General features: G+C 59.2%; 15 protein-coding genes, 1 tRNA gene and 1 pseudogene. 4 read left to right on the top strand and 13 right to left on the bottom strand.

Annotated features, from left to right (window positions below; all coding sequences use genetic code 11):
* Positions 1-71 precede the first annotated feature (71 nt).
* Positions 72-257 (top strand): annotated as a pseudogene (locus D8U60_RS02620) (TatD family hydrolase); the annotation flags it as partial.
* A gap of 122 nt (positions 258-379) precedes the next feature.
* On the opposite strand, the gene D8U60_RS02615 reads toward D8U60_RS02620, so the two are convergent.
* The 4 genes from D8U60_RS02615 to D8U60_RS02600 form a co-directional block, all read right to left on the bottom strand.
* Positions 380-2,410 (bottom strand): methyl-accepting chemotaxis protein, encoded by a 2,031-nt coding sequence (locus D8U60_RS02615; RefSeq protein ID WP_130899407.1) that lies wholly within the window; start codon positions 2,408-2,410, stop codon positions 380-382.
* 256 nt (positions 2,411-2,666) lie between these two features.
* The gene (gene ampE, locus D8U60_RS02610; protein ID WP_016771744.1) at positions 2,667-3,506 is read right to left on the bottom strand and encodes a regulatory signaling modulator protein AmpE; all 840 of its coding nucleotides are present in this window, start codon (positions 3,504-3,506) and stop codon (positions 2,667-2,669) included.
* On the bottom strand, positions 3,503-4,063 hold the full coding sequence (gene ampD, locus D8U60_RS02605; protein ID WP_122880542.1) for a 1,6-anhydro-N-acetylmuramyl-L-alanine amidase AmpD: 561 nt from the start codon (positions 4,061-4,063) through the stop codon (positions 3,503-3,505). The genes ampE and ampD overlap by 4 nt, the downstream gene beginning before the upstream one ends.
* 64 nt (positions 4,064-4,127) lie before the next feature.
* On the bottom strand, positions 4,128-6,305 hold the full coding sequence (locus D8U60_RS02600; RefSeq protein ID WP_123443370.1) for a DUF1631 domain-containing protein: 2,178 nt from the start codon (positions 6,303-6,305) through the stop codon (positions 4,128-4,130).
* Positions 6,306-6,572: 267 nt separating this feature from the next.
* Here D8U60_RS02600 and nadC point away from each other — a divergent pair, with 267 nt between their 5' ends.
* Entirely contained in the window at positions 6,573-7,421 is an 849-nt protein-coding gene (gene nadC, locus D8U60_RS02595; RefSeq protein ID WP_016771747.1) for a carboxylating nicotinate-nucleotide diphosphorylase, read from the top strand.
* Between the two features lie 87 nt (positions 7,422-7,508).
* On the opposite strand, the gene D8U60_RS02590 is transcribed toward nadC, so the two are convergent.
* Positions 7,509-7,808 carry a DUF6388 family protein gene (locus D8U60_RS02590; RefSeq protein WP_042608866.1) on the bottom strand — a complete coding sequence of 100 codons (300 nt, stop codon included), beginning with the start codon at positions 7,806-7,808 and terminating at the stop codon, positions 7,509-7,511.
* A 355-nt stretch (positions 7,809-8,163) separates the two neighbouring features.
* On the opposite strand from D8U60_RS02590, the gene D8U60_RS02585 reads away from it, so the two are divergent.
* Together D8U60_RS02585 and D8U60_RS02580 are read left to right on the top strand one after the other, a co-directional pair.
* Entirely contained in the window at positions 8,164-8,415 is a 252-nt protein-coding gene (locus D8U60_RS02585; RefSeq protein ID WP_073473851.1) for a type II toxin-antitoxin system HicA family toxin, read from the top strand.
* The gene (locus D8U60_RS02580; protein ID WP_016771749.1) at positions 8,412-8,753 is read left to right on the top strand and encodes a type II toxin-antitoxin system HicB family antitoxin; all 342 of its coding nucleotides are present in this window, start codon (positions 8,412-8,414) and stop codon (positions 8,751-8,753) included. The genes D8U60_RS02585 and D8U60_RS02580 overlap by 4 nt, the downstream gene beginning before the upstream one ends.
* Positions 8,754-8,772: 19 nt before the next feature.
* Here the strand turns inward: D8U60_RS02580 and D8U60_RS02575 are convergent.
* The 8 genes from D8U60_RS02575 to rimP form a co-directional block, all read right to left on the bottom strand.
* A tRNA-Thr gene (locus tag D8U60_RS02575) sits at positions 8,773-8,845 on the bottom strand.
* 157 nt (positions 8,846-9,002) lie between these two features.
* On the bottom strand, positions 9,003-11,108 hold the full coding sequence (pnp, locus tag D8U60_RS02570; RefSeq protein ID WP_024011572.1) for a polyribonucleotide nucleotidyltransferase: 2,106 nt from the start codon (positions 11,106-11,108) through the stop codon (positions 9,003-9,005).
* 204 nt (positions 11,109-11,312) lie between these two features.
* Complete coding sequence (gene rpsO / locus D8U60_RS02560) at positions 11,313-11,582, bottom strand: 30S ribosomal protein S15 (protein ID WP_016771751.1); 270 nt, start codon at positions 11,580-11,582, stop codon at positions 11,313-11,315.
* A gap of 143 nt (positions 11,583-11,725) precedes the next feature.
* Positions 11,726-12,643 carry a tRNA pseudouridine(55) synthase TruB gene (gene truB / locus D8U60_RS02555; protein WP_024011571.1) on the bottom strand — a complete coding sequence of 306 codons (918 nt, stop codon included), beginning with the start codon at positions 12,641-12,643 and terminating at the stop codon, positions 11,726-11,728.
* A 4-nt stretch (positions 12,644-12,647) separates the two neighbouring features.
* On the bottom strand, positions 12,648-13,049 hold the full coding sequence (gene rbfA / locus D8U60_RS02550; protein ID WP_016771753.1) for a 30S ribosome-binding factor RbfA: 402 nt from the start codon (positions 13,047-13,049) through the stop codon (positions 12,648-12,650).
* 159 nt (positions 13,050-13,208) lie between these two features.
* Positions 13,209-15,734 (bottom strand): translation initiation factor IF-2, encoded by a 2,526-nt coding sequence (gene infB, locus D8U60_RS02545; protein ID WP_041477933.1) that lies wholly within the window; start codon positions 15,732-15,734, stop codon positions 13,209-13,211.
* Positions 15,735-15,761: 27 nt separating this feature from the next.
* On the bottom strand, positions 15,762-17,243 hold the full coding sequence (gene nusA / locus D8U60_RS02540; RefSeq protein ID WP_024011569.1) for a transcription termination factor NusA: 1,482 nt from the start codon (positions 17,241-17,243) through the stop codon (positions 15,762-15,764).
* A 47-nt stretch (positions 17,244-17,290) separates the two neighbouring features.
* Positions 17,291-17,749, bottom strand: coding sequence for a ribosome maturation factor RimP (gene rimP, locus D8U60_RS02535; RefSeq protein ID WP_125927170.1), 459 nt, complete (start codon positions 17,747-17,749; stop codon positions 17,291-17,293).
* Positions 17,750-17,825 lie beyond the last annotated feature (76 nt).

Genomic DNA, 17,825 nt, shown 5'->3' with positions numbered 1-17,825 from the left:
CGAGGAGGCAGGGTAATACATCAAGCGGGACTCAAACTGGGTCTCGGCTGTGCAACGACCTGCCGGAACCGCCGCTGCAATCGGTGGTACTGGAAACCGACTCACCGGACATGGCCCCCGCCATGTTCCCCGGCCAGCGCAACAGCCCGGCGCATCTGCCGGCGATTTGCGCGGCGCTGGCCGAGCTGATGAATATCACGCCTGAACAACTGGCCGCCGCCAGCACCGCCAACTGCTGCGAAGTCTTCGGCTGGTAACACGTACCCGGGTAGGAGCTGACGAGTGCAACGAGGCTGCGATCTTTTGATCTTCAAAGGCAAAGTCAAAAGATCGCAGCCTCGTTGCACTCGTCAGCTCCTACGGGGGGACGGTGTCAGGCTCAGACGCGAAACGCGCTGATCAGTTGTTTGAGCTCAACCACCTGCGCCGACAGCGCGCGGCTGGCATCTTCGGTCTGGTGCGCACCTTGCGCTGTGCGTTCGCCGGCACGGTTGATCTCGACGATGTTCTGATCGATGTCGTGGGCCACGGCGGTCTGCTGTTCGACGGCAGCGGCGATCTGCTGGTTCTGATCGACGATCATGCCCACCGCGCCAAGGATGTTTTCCAGCGCCTGCTGGACTTTTTCCGACTGGCCCACCGTGCCATTGGCCATCTGATGGCTGACGCCCATGGCCTTCACCGCCGCGCCGACGCCACCATGCAGTTTGGCGATCATCTGCTCGATTTCTTCGGTCGATTGCTGGGTACGCTTGGCCAACGTGCGCACTTCATCTGCGACCACGGCAAAACCGCGCCCCTGCTCGCCGGCCCGCGCGGCTTCGATAGCGGCGTTGAGCGCCAGCAGGTTGGTCTGTTCGGCGATGCTCTTGATCACCTCAAGCACACGGCTGATCGACTGGCTGTCGCTGGCCAGTTGATTGATCACCAGCACCGACTGGTCGATTTCGCTGGCCAGTGCGGCAATGCTGCCCTGTTGCGATTCCACCAGGCCGCGCCCGCTGAGGGTTTCGTCATTGACGCTGTGGGCGCTGCTCACCGCAGCGGCGGCACTGCGAGCGACTTCCATTGAGGTCGCCGACATCTGGTTCATCGCCGTCGCCACTTGTTCGATCTGCGAGCGCTGCCCGGCCACGGCCTGATTGCTCTGCGCCGAGACGCTTTCGACCTGTCCGGCCTGTCGCTCGACTTCGCCAACGGTGTGGCCCACGCGTTCGATCAAGTCGTGAATCTTCTTCACCGTGCCGTTGAACACCTCGCCCAACTCGCCCAGTTCATCGCGGCTGCTGGCCTTGAAGTTGACGGTCATGTCACCGGCCGCGACCTTGTCCATCATCGCGCCCAGGCTTTTCAGGGTGGTGCGGGTCGAGGCGTAGAAACCGCCATAAAGATAGAAAATCAGCACGAACACCACCGACAGCGCCGAGGCTTGCAGAATCATGTGCGTGCGGTTCTGCGCCAGTCGCTGCTGCAACTGGTTGTCGAGGAATTTCAGCGTGGCCTGATTGAGCTGGTAGGTGTGTTCCATCAGCCCGGTGACCTGATCGTAGAATGCCTGCCACGGCGCATCGAGGGTGTCGGCCATTACCACTTGTTCTTCGAACAGCTCGCTGGCCTGTTTGAGCGAAGCCTTGCTGCTGTCGGCCTGGGCGCTGAGGGATTCGCGTGCAGCGCTGCTGGAACCGAGGGCGTCCTGCAGTTTCAGAGCGTACTCGGCCTGGAGTTTTTCAATCTGCACCAGCAGCTCGTCAAAACGCGTGCTGGAGGAACTGTTGAGAAAGCCCTGGCCCAACGAATACGAGCCCATCGCCCGGCCTTCGCCGAGGGTTTGCGTCACGCTGGGGGTAATCAGCGTCACCAGTTCGCTGAGCTGACGAATGTCGCTCTGGTTGTCGCGGCTCAACCCGGCCTGACTGGTGATGATCTGGCTGAAAATCTGCGCACTGGCCAACAACTTGCCGATCAACGCGCTTTTGCTTTGCAGCGAGCTCTCCGCTTGCTGGGCCTTGAACGCGGCGATCATTTCATCGCGCTTGGCCTCGAACTGCTTGATCTGCTCGGGGTCTTCGGTCATCGCCGTCAGCCCTTCGAGGCGCGCGAGCACAGCCTGCTCCAGCGTCTGGATCTGCGCTTCGACATTGCCGGCCTTGCCGGACTGGCCGAGGGTGACGTCGATCTGCACCAGATTGTTCAGGGTTTCCAGATCCCGGCGCAGGGTCAGGCTGCTGCCCAACAGGTCGAGACTTTGCAGTTCGACGCGGGTGCCCTGAAATTCGCGATAGGAGTCGCGCACCAGATAGAAATTGGTCACCAGCATCGGCACCAGGAACAGCACGCTGATCAGGCTGAACTTCATGCCGAAGCTCAGACGGTTCATCAGCGAGACGGCGGGATAGAGCAAGCTCTTCACTGGAAGTCTCCCTTGGTTTTTCTTGTTTTTATTGGCAGGCGCGGGACGAGAGCAGATAGCCACTATCGGGCGCTATCTCTGTATAGCGTAAATCGGCGGGAGGTTTTGTAACTTAAGGTTAATGGCAATGCAGTGATCGCCAAATCAAAAGAAAAAAGATCGCAGCCTTTGGCAGCTCCTACAGGGAAATGCGTTCCAAGGTAGGAGCTGCCGAAGGCTCGGGCCGCGATCGGACGATCTTTTGATCTCGCTGTAATCAGTGAACCAGAACCGTCCACAAGGCAAACCCGGCATACCACAGCACCGCCGCGCGCAGCAGCAGTTCCCACAGGCAATCGAGGGTGTTGATGCCGTCCGGACCGACCACTGGCGGTGGAACTTCCCCGGCGGCCAGGCCGACCTTGTTGATCAACTGCGCAGCGCTGATGTTCCAGTTCAGCAGCTCATGCAGCATCACCCGGCTGACCGCTACGAAGTTGCCGACCAACGCAAGACTTGCCGCCAGCAAACGCACCGGCACCCAATCGAAAGCGTGACGCAATTGCGCAGCACGCTCGACCAGCGCCGGATTGCAGCCGTGCTCTTCGGCCAGCGCCAGCAAGCGATAGGCCAATGCCGCCACGGGGCCGAGGAGGAAGTACCAGAAGATCACCGCAAAAAAACTCTGATAGGCCTGCCACAGCAGATGCCCCTGCACTTGTTCAAGCAATTGCTCGCCGCTGTCGGCGCAGATGTCCAGGTCGCGCTTGGCCACGTGGGCCGCCGCTTGCAGATCCTCACGGCGCCAGGCGTCGCGGAACGGTCCGAGGCCGCCGAGCAGGTCGCCACGCCCGAGGCTGTAAATCACCACCAGCAAATGCACCGGCAGCGCCAGCAGACCGTACGCCACCGGTTCCAGCACCAGCAGCAACAGCGCCAGCAACGCCACCGGGCACAGCACCAGAATCGTCAGCACCAGCCACGGTTGCCTGGCCAGCCGTTTGCTGTTTTCGAGTTTGTGCAGTTCGCGGATCCATCCGCCGTCGCGTTGAAGCCGATGGCGCAGGGCCGAAAACTTCTCGATCCACACCGCCAGCAGTAACACCAGAAAACTCATTGTCCTTCCTCTTTTGCCAGGGCTGCGCGGTAGCGTGCCCAGTCGAATGCCGGTCCCGGATCGGTCTTGCGCCCCGGAGCGATATCGCTGTGGCCGCAGATACGCTGATCGGTGATCGCCGGAAAGCGTTTCTGCAACTGCCGGGTCAGCGCAGTCAACGAACAATACTGTTCGTCGGTGAACGGCAGATCATCGGTGCCTTCCAGCTCGATGCCCACGGAAAAATCGTTACAGGTTTCACGGCCCTCGAACACAGAAACGCCTGCGTGCCACGCGCGCTCCAGACAAGAGACAAACTGGGTGACCTTGCCGTCACGTTCGATCAGAAAATGCGCCGAGACGCGCAGGTCAGCGATGCCTGCAAAGTACGGGTGTTCGGTGACATCCAGACGATTCTGGAAAAATTCCTGCACCTTGCCCGTGGCGAATTGCGCCGGCGGCAGGCTGATGTTGTGGATGACCAACAGGGACACTTCGCCCGCCGGGCGCTCATTGAAGTTGGGCGACGGGCAGATCTGCACGCCATGACACCACCCGCTCGCGGGATCCAACTGCATACCGATTCCTTCAACGCCGACCATGTGGGCGCCCAGTATGCCGCGATCCGCCCCCGCCGCGCGATCACTTGCCGCGATTGAGTCGCCGCAGGTCGCCCAGCACCGATTCCAGTGCGCGGTCGAACAGCAAGGTGTCATCCAGCGCACGCGCGGCGCCACGGCTGAAAGCCAAGGCGAGGTCGGTGCGGCTGTGCTCCAGCACCTTCGTCCCGGTGCGGTCGACGAAGACATATTTGCCGGTCTCTTCGATGATCGCGGCGAGTTTGCAACGCAAGCTCTGTTCGTCGTCTGCGTCGAACACCACCCAGTGGCCCACACGCAACTGCTCGACCTGAGACAGACCGGCAGCGTCTTGCGCCAGGCGCGGCGCCGGGGTGGCTGCTGCCTGGTCGGCGCTATGCTGCAAGACCTCGGGCGTGACTTCGATCAGCGGCATGGCGCTGTGATCGGCATCGTCGGAACGCTCCAGCACGCGTACGTGCAGAGCCTCCAGCTCACTGAAAAATTCGCTGGTGGCAAACGGGTCGAACGCGGTGCTGCTCAGGCCATCGCGCAGTGACTTGAGCAAACCCGGGACCAGTGCCAGCAGGCGCAGGCTGGATTCGCCGTCGTCATGGCGCTGCACGCTCCAGACCAACTGTTCCATGGTCTGCACGTCGGCGTGCCATTCGGCGGACTGATCGCCGTGCTTGAGGCAGGTCAGCAACAGCACTTTGCTCCAGGCCTGCTGGACGAAACTCACCACCGTCGCCGGCAGCACTTTGCCCAGTAGCGCCTGTTGCAACGCCTGCGCGACACGCCGCTGAGCCAGCTCGGCCTTCGCCCGGCCTTCCTCGGCGTCCCGCAAGCGTTGTTCCAGCAGTTCAGTGCGACGGCGTTCTTCCTGAGTGAAGGCGAGGAAGTCGGCGAGCAGTTCGGAGAAGATCGCCGGGTCGTCGACAAACTCGCTCAGCAAACGCTGCACCACTTGCTCGATGCGCACGTAGAGGCTGTCGCGCTCAGCGCCGTCGCAATCGCTCCAGCCCATTGCGGCCTCGGCGATTTCGTTGAGCAGGCGCCGCGCCGGGTGCGTGCTGCGGCTGAAGAAACTCTTGTCCAGCACGGCGACCTTGAGCATCGGAATCTGCAATCGGCCGATCAGCGCCTTGAGCGCGTCAGGCACGTTGCGATCGTCGAGGATGCAGTCGAAGACCATGGCGATCAGGTTGATCACATCTTCGTCAGCAGTCGCGACGACGCGGGAGCGGCCACTTCTGACGCTGACCCGGGTCAGCAGTTGTTCGAGCTGATGGCGCAGATCGAAATCCTCCTGAGCCTCAAGCGCCGGTACGTATTGCTGCAAGTGCGACAACAACCGCAGCAGGTCGCGGGTGTTGATCGGATGCGCCGGGGCGCCGGGCTCCAGGGTCGGTGTGACGCGGCCGCGGACCTGGGCGAGCAATTGCTGCATCGCGGCGAACACTTCCTCGATGCCTTCGTCCGCTGGCGGCTCGTCGAGATCTTCAATCAATGTGTCGCTGTCCGCAGGCTCGACCATGCGACGAGCCACGGCGGGTTTCAGATGTGGCAATACGCCGGTGGCGAGCAACAGCTGATTGGCCTCGCCATACAGCTGCTCGGTGTCAGCCAGCACATAGCGTTCGAACAGTTTGAGCAGGATCAGCTTGACCTTGATCTCGACGCCGAGGTTACGCCCGGCCTGCAGGAAATATTCGCAGAGCATCGCCGGACTCAGCGGGTTGTGCTGATCGTCCAGACGCTTGCCGAGCATCGAGCTGAAGCGTGCGGTCAGTTGATCGAGAGCGAAGCCGTCGCGCTTGAGCACGCGACTGACCATGGTCTGCACGGCCACGGTACGCTCCATGGCATCGGTGCGCGGCGCCGACTCTTCGACCACCGGCGTGCGTGGCAGGGTGTTGGCGGCGGGATCGTATTGGGTAAGGCCGGCGAAGGCTTCAAAGAACAGTTCAAGAAAGCCGCGCTCGATATTCTTGCGCTTGAGGCGCAGGTCGCGCATGGCTTCGAAAAAGATGTTCTGATCGACGTCGTTGCGCGCCCGGTCGGCCATTTCGAACAGCGTGTCGTCGGCGTTATCGAACAGCTCCTGCAAATCGTGGCGCAGCTGCTGCGCAGCCTTGTCGCGGACCTGCAGCAGAATCACCGGCAACCGGGCAAGCGGCGAGTGGTCCGCCAGATCGGCAGTCGCCCGGTGCAAAGGCACCACTTTCCCGTCGTTGCGCATCCAAGCCTCCTGGAACGGTGATTCGGTTCGTCGCTTTCGACACTGCCCCAGCGGAGTCGTTCGTCAAAGCCATGACGTCAAATACAAGGCGGATTATCTGGCAAAAGAGGCCGACGATGCTATAGGCCTCAGGGTTTCCCCTATACGCCATACACCTCGCAGTCAGCGCAGGAAAATCGACCAGATGCGCCAGGCACGCACGTTCTCGCCTTGGGTTGGCTCACGCCCTGCCCCTATAATCGAACCACTTTGTTTGTGGAGTCCGTTATGCCGAATCTACGTCTCGCCGATCTGACCGCCGAAATCGAAAACAACGTGCGCCGTGCGTTGCTCGAAGACGTCGGCAGCGGCGACATCACCGCGCAACTGATCCCGGCCGAACGCCTGGCCAAAGCCACCATCATCACCCGTGACGACGCCGTCATCTGCGGCACCGCGTGGGTCGATGCGGTGTTTCGCCAGCTCGATCCGCGCGTGGCGGTGCATTGGCAAGTGGTCGACGGCCAGCGGGTCAAAGCCAATCAGCCGCTGTTTCATCTGGAAGGCCCGGCGCGCTCATTGCTGACCGGTGAACGCAGCGCATTGAACTTCCTGCAGTTGCTGTCCGGCGTGGCGACGCGCGCGCAGTACCTGGCAGACTTCGTCGGCGAGACGCAGGTCAAGTTGCTCGACACCCGCAAAACCCTGCCCGGCCTGCGTCTGGCACAGAAATACGCCGTAACCTGCGGCGGCTGCCACAACCATCGCATCGGTCTCTACGACGCCTTCCTGATCAAGGAAAACCACATCGCCGCCAGTGGTGGCATCGCCGAAGCCGTGGCCGCCGCACACAAGATCGCCCCGGGCAAACCGGTGGAGATCGAAGTGGAAAGTCTTGAAGAGCTGAAGCAGGCGCTGGAAGCCGGCGCCGACATCATCATGCTCGACGAACTGAGCCTGGACGACATGCGCGAAGCGGTTCGCCTGACCGCCGGCAAAGCGAAACTGGAAGCCAGCGGCGGCATCAACGAAAGCACGCTGCTGCCGATCGCCGAAACGGGCGTGGATTACATTTCGATCGGTGCGATGACCAAGGATGTCAAAGCGGTGGATCTGTCGATGCGACTGAGCCTCTAAACGCAGCGGCAAGCTACAAGCTACAAGCCAAGCGACTGTGCTTTGACTTGCGGCTTGTAGCTTGTAGCTAGAAGCTCGCAGCTGCTCTTATACGACGAGATTATTCATCTCGCAGTACTCGTCCCACTCGACACCCAAGACTTCCGCCGCTTCCTTGTGCAGCACGAGGCGCTGCGCCTCGAACTCCTCCGGCGTGCTCGTGTACTTGAGAGTCAGCTCCCACGGCTGCAAGCCCTGCGCTTCGGCTTCGTCTTCGAAGGCCCACTGGATCTGGTCTTTCTGATCATCGGGACTCAGGTCCTTGATCTCTTCCTTCAGGTCCGGCACATCCAGAAGGTATTTTTCCAGCGCTTGTTCGTGGCGTTGCTCTTGGGTCAATTCAGTCATGGGGTTCTCGCTGATCTTAGGAATGGAGGATGGATCTGGATCATCAAGGATCTCTCTGACGCAGGAAGCCATTGGAAGCTCGGTTTTTCCTGGCCTTCAGGACCATTCGTGGATCATCTGAAAACAACGGTGCTTGCTTGTCTGGGACAAAGGAATCCTAACAGAGACGCAAGCCAGTGCAACCGGGGGAATGAAATGAAGAGTGGTACTCGCTTGGTTACAGTTTCCTGTTTCCATGCGCGAAATCCACTGCGTATAAATCCTCCCCCATCGCTTTTGAGGTTGCGACGAACGAAACCTTCACATTGACCGCCCAAAAACAGGCAACTATATTCAGTTGCAATCATAGGCCAGCATGTCAAAGACTGAAAAACTTCTCGCCAAGCTAATCAACGGGCACAGCGCATTCACTTGGTCCGAGCTTGTCACTCTGTTAGGTCGTCTTGGTTACTCCCAACTGGAAGGATCCGGTAGCAGGATCAAATTCGACAATGGGGATCCGAACGCATTGATCAACCTGCACAAGCCCCATCCCGGAAATGAAATCAAAACATACGCAAGACGCCAGATTATCGAGCAACTGAAAAAAGGAGGCCTGATTCAATGAGTTCCCAGCTGCACTACAAAGGCTATGTTGGCTCTATCGAGGCGAGCACGGAAGATAAGTGCCTGTTCGGAAAACTCCTTTTCATCAGGGCGCTGGTTAATTATGAAGGACAAACGGTGGCTGAACTGGAAGCAGCCTTTCGCGAGGCGGTAGATGACTATTTACAAACCTGTGAGCAGCTCGGGCAGAAGCCTGAAATCCCATGCAAAGGATCGTTCAATGTTCGCATCGGTCACGATCTGCATTTAGCAGCGGCTCTGGCGGCAACCCGTCAAAATGTGTCGTTGAATGATCTGACACGTCAAGCACTGAACGAATACCTCCAACACCACGCATAAAACAGAAGGCGAAAATTTTTGCCCGAGACAGGAATCGAACCTGCGACCTTCGCGTTACGAGTGCGCTGCTCTACCGGCTGAGCTACACGGGCGGTGGGCTAAACCTAGCACCGGTCTCAAGCTGCGGCAAATTTGTGGGTTGTCTGATGGTTTTCTTTTGAGAACTACAATTTCTTTATTTCAGATAAAAAAATGCCCCCGCCGTTTGCACGGCGGGGGCATCTTCATTGCGCTAAAGCGTTGGGGTGATTAAACGCCAGAAGCCTTGGCAGCTGCCACGTCTTTGATGGACAGCTTGATACGGCCGCGGTTGTCCACGTCCAGTACCAGCACTTCCACTTCCTGACCTTCTTTCAGAATGTCGGTGACTTTCTCTACGCGAGCGTCGCTCAGCATCGAGATGTGCACCAGACCGTCCTTGCCCGGCAGGATGTTTACGAATGCGCCGAAGTCGACGATGCGCTCAACCTTGCCGACGTAGATCTTGCCGATCTCGGCTTCTGCAGTGATGCTCAGAACGCGCTGACGAGCAGCTTCTGCAGCATCCTTGGTTTCGCCGAAGATCTTGATCGAGCCGTCGTCTTCGATGTCGATCGAAGCCTTGGTTTCTTCGCAGATCGCACGGATGGTCGCGCCACCTTTACCGATAACGTCACGGATTTTGTCGGTGTCGATCTTCATCGCGATCATGGTCGGCGCGTTGGCCGACAGCTCGGTACGCGACTGGCCAATGATCTGGTTCATCTGGCCGAGGATGTTCAGGCGCGCTTCAAGGGCCTGGCCCAGAGCGATTTCCATGATCTCTTCGGTGATGCCCTTGATCTTGATGTCCATCTGCAGCGCAGTAACGCCTTTGGCGGTACCGGCTACCTTGAAGTCCATGTCGCCCAGGTGATCTTCGTCGCCGAGGATGTCGGTCAGGACGGCGAACTTCTCGCCTTCTTTAACCAGACCCATGGCGATACCGGCTACCGGTGCCTTCATCGGTACACCAGCGTCCATCAGTGCCAGGGAAGCACCGCACACGGAAGCCATCGAGCTCGAACCGTTGGATTCGGTGATTTCCGAGACCACGCGGATGGTGTACGGGAACACGTCAGCGGCTGGCAGCATGGCCGAAACCGAACGACGGGCCAGACGGCCGTGACCGATTTCGCGACGACCGGCGCCACCCATGCGACCACACTCGCCTACCGAGAACGGCGGGAAGTTGTAGTGCAGCATGAACGGGTCTTTTTTCTCGCCTTCCAGGGTGTCGAGCAGTTGTGCGTCACGGGCGGTGCCCAGTGTTGCCACAACCAGCGCCTGGGTTTCGCCACGGGTGAACAGTGCCGAACCGTGAGTCTTTGGCAGAACGCCGACTTCGATGTTCAGCGGACGTACAGTCTTGGTGTCGCGGCCGTCGATACGTGGCTTGCCGTTAACGATGTTTTCGCGAACGGTGCGGTATTCGATTTCGCCGAAAGCTGCTTTGACTTCAGCAGCGCTAGGCTGGCCTTCTTCACCGGACAGCTTGGCAACCACCTGGTCCTTCAGCTCACCCAGGCGAGCGTAACGGTCGGCCTTGATGGTGATGGTGTAAGCCTGGGAGATCGCTTCGCCGAACTCGGCGCGGATAGCGCCCAGCAGTTCGGTGGCTTCTGGCGCAGGAGCCCAGTTCCAGGTTGGCTTGGCAGCTTCGGCAGCCAGTTCTTTAACAGCGTTGATCACAACCTGGAATTCGTCGTGAGCGAACAGTACCGCGCCCAGCATCTGGTCTTCGGTCAGCTCTTTGGCTTCCGATTCAACCATCAGCACGGCGTCGGAAGTACCGGCAACGACCATGTCCAGGCTCGAAGCGGCCTGCTGCTCGTAAGTCGGGTTCAGCAGGTAGCCGGTGCTTTCGTGGAAAGCCACGCGAGCAGCGCCGATCGGGCCGTCGAACGGAATACCGGAAATGGCCAGGGCAGCCGAGGTACCGATCATCGCAGCGATATCCGGATCGGTCTTCTTGCTGGTGGAAACGACGGTGCAGACAACCTGCACTTCGTTCATGAAGCCTTCTGGGAACAGCGGACGGATCGGACGGTCGATCAGTCGGGAAGTCAGGGTTTCTTTCTCGGAAGGACGGCCTTCACGCTTGAAGAAACCGCCAGGGATCTTACCGGCAGCGTAAGTCTTTTCCTGGTAATGAACGGACAGAGGGAAGAAGCCCTTGCCCGGATCGGCTTGCTTTGCACCGACAACAGTCACCAACACGCTGACGTCGTCGTCAACGGTGACCAATACTGCGCCGGAGGCCTGACGGGCGATACGGCCTGTCTCGAGGGTAACGGTCGATTGACCGAACTGGAATTTTTTGATTACCGGGTTCACGGTGTCCTACCTTCTTTGTGGCTCTTGGGGGAAACGGTTTCTTGCGAATTCTTGGGCAATCTCGGGAATCGGCCCGATGGCAATTGTCCGGGTGCTACAGGTAAAGCCATGCTGCAGATAAAACTTGAGGCTGGGAGCCTGCAAGGCGCCAGCGGAAAACCGCTGACGCCCGACAGACCACCAACCTCATAGCGCAATCGCTGATTAGCGACGCAGACCCAGGCGAGCGATCAGCGCGGCGTACCGGCTTACGTCCTTGCCTTTCAGGTAGTCCAGCAGCTTGCGACGCTGGTTAACCATGCGGATCAGACCACGACGGGAGTGGTGATCTTTACCGTTGGCCTTGAAGTGACCTTGCAGTTTGTTGATGTTGGCGGTCAGCAGTGCAACCTGCACTTCTGGCGAACCAGTGTCACCAACAGCTTGCTGGTAGTCAGCAACGATTTGAGCTTTTTCTTGAACGTCGAGAGCCATGAGGCAATCCTTCCTTATCAGGAAACTGTTTCAGGGAAACAGCTTCAACAGGCCAGGGACAAATCCCTGTATCTATAAATGAGTAGTGACCATGCCTGTTAACAGCCACACTCGCCGGCCCGCTTAACGCAGACCGGTTCCGGTCATTCTGACCGAATCAAGCGACGCGGCGCGATGCGCCCGTCTTCGCTCACTTCACCGATACCGATGAAGCGACCATTGTGATCCTGTACTCGCACCATGCCGAACTTCGGCGCATCCGGGGCACGTACCGGCTGGCCGTTGAGCCAGTAGAACGCGCTCGCTTCGGAAAAGTGCAGCAACGGCCAATCCTGCAGGCCGCTGTCCGATGGCATCAGGAAGCGATCGACCGCTTCGTTGCCGCCTTCGGCATGTACCGCTTCCAGCTCTTCGAGAGTAACAGTCTGCGCCAGGGTGAAAGGCCCGGCCTGGGTCCGACGCAATTCTGCGACGTACGCACCACAACCGAGTTGCTCACCGATATCCTCCACCAGGGTCCGAATATAGGTGCCCTTGCTGCAGTCCACCGCAAGCCGCGCAGTATCGCCTTCGAAGGCCAGCAATTCCAAGCGCGCAATAGTAACAGAACGCGGTTCGCGCTCCACTACTTCGCCTGCACGTGCCAGTTTGTACAGCGGCTGGCCATCACGCTTGAGTGCCGAGTACATCGGCGGTATCTGACTGATTTGCCCGCGAAATTTCGGCAGAACCGCTTCGACATCGGCGCGACCAACGGTCACCGGACGCTCCTGCAAAACCTCACCTTCGGCATCGGCCGTGGTGGTGGTCTTGCCCAGTTGCGCCAGAGTCTCATAGCCCTTGTCGGAATCGAGCAGGTATTGCGAGAACTTGGTCGCCTCGCCGAAGCACAGCGGCAACACGCCGGTGGCCAACGGATCGAGGCTGCCGGTGTGCCCGGCCTTCTCGGCATTGAGCAGCCAGCGCACCTTCTGCAAGGCAGCGTTGGAGGTGAACCCCAATGGCTTGTCGAGCAGGATGATACCGCTGACGTTACGACGGATACGTTTGACCTGAGCCACCGAATTACTCCTTGGTGTCTTCAGGTGCTGGAGCGGCAACGTGCTGATTGTCTTCAGCCACGGCGCGCTCGATCAATGCCGACAGGTGCGCGCCACGCACGACGGATTCGTCGTAGTGGAAGTGCAATTGCGGCACGCTGCGCAGCTTCATTTCGCGGGCCAACTGCATGCGCAGGAAGCCTGCGGCGGCGTTGAGCACCTTGATGCTTTGCGCGATGTCTTCAGCGTTGTCCTGACCCATCACGGTGATGAAAATCTTCGCGTGACCGACGTCACGGGACACTTCCACAGCGGTGATGGTGACCAGGCCGACGCGCGGGTCTTTGACTTCGCGACGGATCAGTTGCGCCAGCTCGCGCTGCATCTGATCGCCAATACGTTGGGTACGGCTGTATTCTTTTGCCATGATTTGTTACCTGTTACTGCCCAGCGGTGAAACCCGCAAGGTCTGAAAGCGGCAAACGCCCGGCCTGACAAAAGCCAGACCGGGCGTTGCGTTTAGAGTCCGGACGCTGTGCCGTGCATTTGCATGCTACGGCCCATCGTGGCCCTTGAAGTGCGCGAGTCAGAGGCTGCGAGCAACCTGAACCTTCTCGAAGACTTCGATCTTGTCGCCGACTTTGACGTCGTTGTAGCTCTTCACGCCGATACCGCATTCCATGCCGGCACGTACTTCGGAAGCGTCATCCTTGAAGCGGCGCAGGGATTCCAGCTCGCCTTCGAAGATAACGATGTCTTCACGCAGTACACGGATCGGACGGTTACGGTGCACGACACCTTCGATCACCATGCAACCGGCGATCGCGCCAAACTTCGGCGAACGGAACACGTCACGCACTTCGGCCACACCCAGGATGTTCTCGCGAACATCGCTGCCGAGCATGCCGGTCAGGGCTTTCTTGACGTCTTCGATGATGTCGTAGATCACGTTGTAGTAACGCATATCCAGACCTTCCTGCTCGACGATCTTGCGAGCGCCGGCATCGGCACGCACGTTGAAGCCGAACAGTACAGCGTTGGAAGCCAGTGCCAGGTTGGCGTCGGATTCGGTGATACCACCGACACCGCCACCCACGACGCGCACTTGTACTTCGTCGTTGCCCAGGCCATTCAAGGCACCGTTCAACGCTTCCAGCGAACCACGGACGTCGGATTTGAGGACGATGTTGAGCGTCTTCTTCTCGGCCTGACCCATGTTTTCGAAGATGTTTTCCAGCTTGCCGGCGTGAGCGCGAGCCAGTTTGACTTCGCGGAACTTGCCTTGACGGAACAGAGCCACTTCACGGGCTTTCTTCTCGTCGGCAACTACGCTCATCTCGTCGCCAGCGTCCGGGGTACCGTCCAGGCCGAGGATCTCGACAGGGATGGATGGACCGGCTTCCTTGATTGGCTTGCCGTTCTCGTCGAGCATGGCACGTACACGGCCGTAGTTCGAACCGACCAGGACCATGTCGCCTTGACGCAGCGTACCGTCCTGAACCAGCACGGTTGCCACCGGGCCACGACCCTTGTCGAGACGCGATTCAACCACCACACCACGGCCAGGAGCCGACGGAGTAGCTTTCAGTTCGAGCACTTCGGCCTGCAGCAGAACGGCTTCAAGCAGCTCGTCCACGCCAGTACCCATCTTCGCCGAAACCGGAACGAATGGCGTGTCGCCACCCCAGTCTTCGGAAGTCACGCCGTGAACCGACAGCTCGCTGCGGATGCGATCGAGATCGGCGCCCGGCTTGTCGATCTTGTTCACTGCTACCACCAGCGGCACGCCAGCTGCCTGAGCATGCTGAACCGCTTCGATGGTTTGCGGCATCACACCGTCGTCCGCTGCAACCACGAGGATCACGATGTCGGTCGCCTTGGCACCACGGGCACGCATTGCGGTAAACGCAGCGTGACCCGGGGTGTCGAGGAAAGTGACCATGCCGCGATCAGTCTCAACGTGGTATGCACCGATGTGCTGGGTGATACCGCCGGCTTCGCCAGCAGCTACCTTGGCACGACGGATGTAGTCGAGCAGGGAAGTCTTACCGTGGTCAACGTGGCCCATTACGGTCACGACTGGTGCACGGGAGAACGACTCACCTTCAAACTTCAGGGACTCGGCCAGGGAATCTTCCAGAGCGGTGTCGCTGACCAGGGTCACTTTGTGGCCCAGTTCTTCGGCTACCAGTTGAGCAGTTTCCTGATCAAGCACCTGGTTGATGGTCGCTGGAGTACCCAGTTTGAACATGAACTTGATGATTTCAGCCGCTTTGACCGACATCTGGTTGGCCAGATCGCCAACCGTGATGGTCTCGCCGATCTGCACATCACGCACGACAGGGCCGGTCGGGCTCTGGAAACCGTGGGCGTTGCGCTTCTTCAGCTTGGCCTTGCCGCGACCACCACGACGGAAGCCATCGCTTTCTTCGTCAGTAGTGCGTGGCGCCACACGTGGTGCCGGCGCTTTTTCTTTGACCGATGCGCGATGCGGAGCGTTTTTGCGCTCGCCATCACCGCCACCGCTGCGACGATTGTTATCGTCGGCACGTGGCTTGTCCGGACGGCGCTGTTCGTTCTGCTTGTTGCGAACGTCAGCCGATGGAGCAGGAGCAGCAGCCACCGGTGCGCTTTCGCGAACAGGTTCGGCAGCAGCCGGTGCCGCAACGGCGTCGCTGGCAGCGGTTTGCGCAGCAGCAGGCTGGCGACGCGCTTCTTCTTCGGCGCGTTGCTTGGCTTCTTCTTCAGCCTTCTGACGGGCAGCATTTTCTACTGCGCGACGCTCATCCAGTTCACGCTTGCGCTCGGCTTCGATTTCTTCCGGGCTGCGCTGTACGAAAACTTTCTTCTTGCGAACTTCAACGCTGATGCTCTTGCTACCAGCCACACGCAGGGTGCTGGTGGTTTTACGCTGCAGCGTGATCTTGCGTGGTTCTTCCACTTTCGCCTTGTGACTGCTCTTCAAGTGAGTCAGCAGGGATTGCTTCTCACTGTCAGTCACATTTTCGTCGGCGGCGGTGTGCGGCAGACCTGCCTCACGCATCTGCTGCAACAGGCGCTCTACCGGTGTTTTGACCTCATCGGCCAGTTGTTTCACCGTGACTTGCGTCATGCACTTCTCTCCTCAGGCCGCGCCTAATTACTCGAACCAGTGGGCTCGGGCGGCCATGATCAACTTGCCGGCACGATCATCGTCAATGCCGTCGATGTCGAGCAGGTCGTCAATAGACTGCTCGGCCAGGTCTTCGCGGGTAATTACGCCGCGCACCGCCAGTTCCATCGCCAAATCCTTGTCCATACCCTCAAGCGAGAGCAGGTCTTCGGCCGGATGGGCGTCTGCCAGCTTTTCCTCAGTAGCGATGGCTTTGGTCAACAAGCGATCCTTGGCGCGAGCACGAAGCTCGTTGACGATGTCCTCGTCAAAGCCGTCGATGTTGAGCATTTCCTCCACCGGTACGTAGGCAATCTCTTCCAGGCTGGTGAAGCCTTCATCTACCAGCACCTGAGCCAGTTCTTCGTCGACTTCCAGCTCGTCGATGAAGTTGCGCAGGATGTCGCCGGTTTCTGCTTGCTGCTTAGCCTGGATGTCCGATTCGGTCATCACGTTCAGGGTCCAGCCAGTCAACTGGCTCGCCAGACGCACGTTCTGACCACCGCGACCGATGGCCTGAGCCAGATTGTCTGCGCCAACGGCGATGTCCATGGCATGGGCATCTTCGTCAACGATAATTGCCGCAACCTCGGCCGGGGACATGGCGTTGATCACGAACTGGGCCGGGTTGTCGTCCCACAGCACGATATCAACACGCTCACCGCCCAACTCACCCGATACCGCCTGGACGCGCGAACCGCGCATACCGATGCAGGCACCTTGTGGGTCGATGCGCTTGTCCTTGGAGCGGACGGCGATCTTGGCACGCGAACCCGGATCACGGGAGGCGGCCATGACCTCGATGAGGCCTTCGGCGATTTCCGGCACTTCGATACGGAACAGCTCGATCAGCATTTCCGGTGCGGTACGCGACAGGATCAGCTGCGGGCCGCGGTTCTCGGTGCGGATTTCCTTGAGCAGCGCACGCAGACGCACGCCGACACGGAAGGTTTCGCGAGAAATGATGTCTTCACGGGCCAGCAACGCTTCAGCATTGTTGCCCAGATCGACGATCACGTTGTCGCGGGTGACTTTTTTCACGGTGCCGGAGATGATTTCTCCCAGGCGCTCGCGATAGGCGTCGACCACTTGAGCGCGCTCGGCTTCGCGAACTTTCTGCACGATGACCTGCTTGGCAGTCTGTGCAGCGATGCGGCCGAATTCGATGGATTCGATTTTCTCTTCGACGACGTCACCAACCTTGGCACCAGGATGCGTTTCGGCAACCTTGCTTGGCCAGGTCTCGATGGCCGGATCGTCGAGATCATTCTCTTCGACGACCGTCCAGCGACGGAAGGTTTCGTAGGAACCGGTGTGGCGGTTGATTTCCACACGCAGGTCCACTTCGTCTTCAAAACGCTTTTTGGTAGCAGTGGCCAGAGCCAGCTCCAGCGCTTCAAAAATTACGCTTGCCGGTACACCCTTTTCATTGGATACCGACTCAACAACCAGCAGTACTTCTTTGCTCATCGTACGCCTCGCCTTTCGCAAGCCATTGGATCCGCGGGATCCGCGTCTCAGTCAAAACTGGGAATAATGTTGGCCTTGTCGATCATATCGATCGGCAACAGGAACTCGTGGTCTTCTACCTGCACCACGACGTCCTGCTCTTCTACACCGCGCAGAAGGCCCTGAAAATTGCGTCGACCTTCGAAAGGCGAGCGCAGCTTGATCTTCACTTGTTCACCGGCAAATTGGGCAAACTGCTCAAGAGTGAACAGCGGGCGCTCCATGCCAGGCGAGGAAACTTCGAGGGTGTATTCAACGGAGATAGGATCTTCAACATCCAGAACACCGCTGATCTGACGGCTGACAATGGCGCAATCGTCCACCAGCACGCCACCCTCTTTATCGATATAAACGCGCAACATCGAGTGACGACCCTGAGCCGAGAACTCGATACCCCAGCATTCATAGCCCAGGGCCACGACCACCGGGGCCAGCAAGGCCTGCAACTCTTCTAGCTTGCTCGACACCTGAACCCCCTAGTGCATGATATGTGCATGCTTTGCAAAATAAAAAAATGGGCATAACGCCCATCCTTGAAACGCC

The sequence above is a fragment of the Pseudomonas sp. Sample_11 genome (assembly GCF_004307505.1).
Classification (GTDB): domain Bacteria; phylum Pseudomonadota; class Gammaproteobacteria; order Pseudomonadales; family Pseudomonadaceae; genus Aquipseudomonas; species Aquipseudomonas atacamensis.
This window is presented reverse-complemented; position numbering and strand designations above follow the sequence as displayed.

Excerpts from the sequence above, each read along its gene's own strand:
- ampE (WP_016771744.1), bottom strand. The coding sequence starts at position 3,506 with ATGAGTTTTCTGGTGTTACTGCTGGCGGTGTGGATCGAGAAGTTTTCG.
- ampD (WP_122880542.1), bottom strand. The coding sequence starts at position 4,063 with ATGCAGTTGGATCCCGCGAGCGGGTGGTGTCATGGCGTGCAGATCTGC.
- D8U60_RS02600 (WP_123443370.1), bottom strand. The coding sequence starts at position 6,305 with ATGCGCAACGACGGGAAAGTGGTGCCTTTGCACCGGGCGACTGCCGAT.
- nadC (WP_016771747.1), top strand. The coding sequence starts at position 6,573 with ATGCCGAATCTACGTCTCGCCGATCTGACCGCCGAAATCGAAAACAAC.
- D8U60_RS02590 (WP_042608866.1), bottom strand. The coding sequence starts at position 7,808 with ATGACTGAATTGACCCAAGAGCAACGCCACGAACAAGCGCTGGAAAAA.
- D8U60_RS02585 (WP_073473851.1), top strand. The coding sequence starts at position 8,164 with ATGTCAAAGACTGAAAAACTTCTCGCCAAGCTAATCAACGGGCACAGC.
- D8U60_RS02580 (WP_016771749.1), top strand. The coding sequence starts at position 8,412 with ATGAGTTCCCAGCTGCACTACAAAGGCTATGTTGGCTCTATCGAGGCG.
- rpsO (WP_016771751.1), bottom strand. The coding sequence starts at position 11,582 with ATGGCTCTCGACGTTCAAGAAAAAGCTCAAATCGTTGCTGACTACCAG.
- rbfA (WP_016771753.1), bottom strand. The coding sequence starts at position 13,049 with ATGGCAAAAGAATACAGCCGTACCCAACGTATTGGCGATCAGATGCAG.
- infB (WP_041477933.1), bottom strand. The coding sequence starts at position 15,734 with ATGACGCAAGTCACGGTGAAACAACTGGCCGATGAGGTCAAAACACCG.
- nusA (WP_024011569.1), bottom strand. The coding sequence starts at position 17,243 with ATGAGCAAAGAAGTACTGCTGGTTGTTGAGTCGGTATCCAATGAAAAG.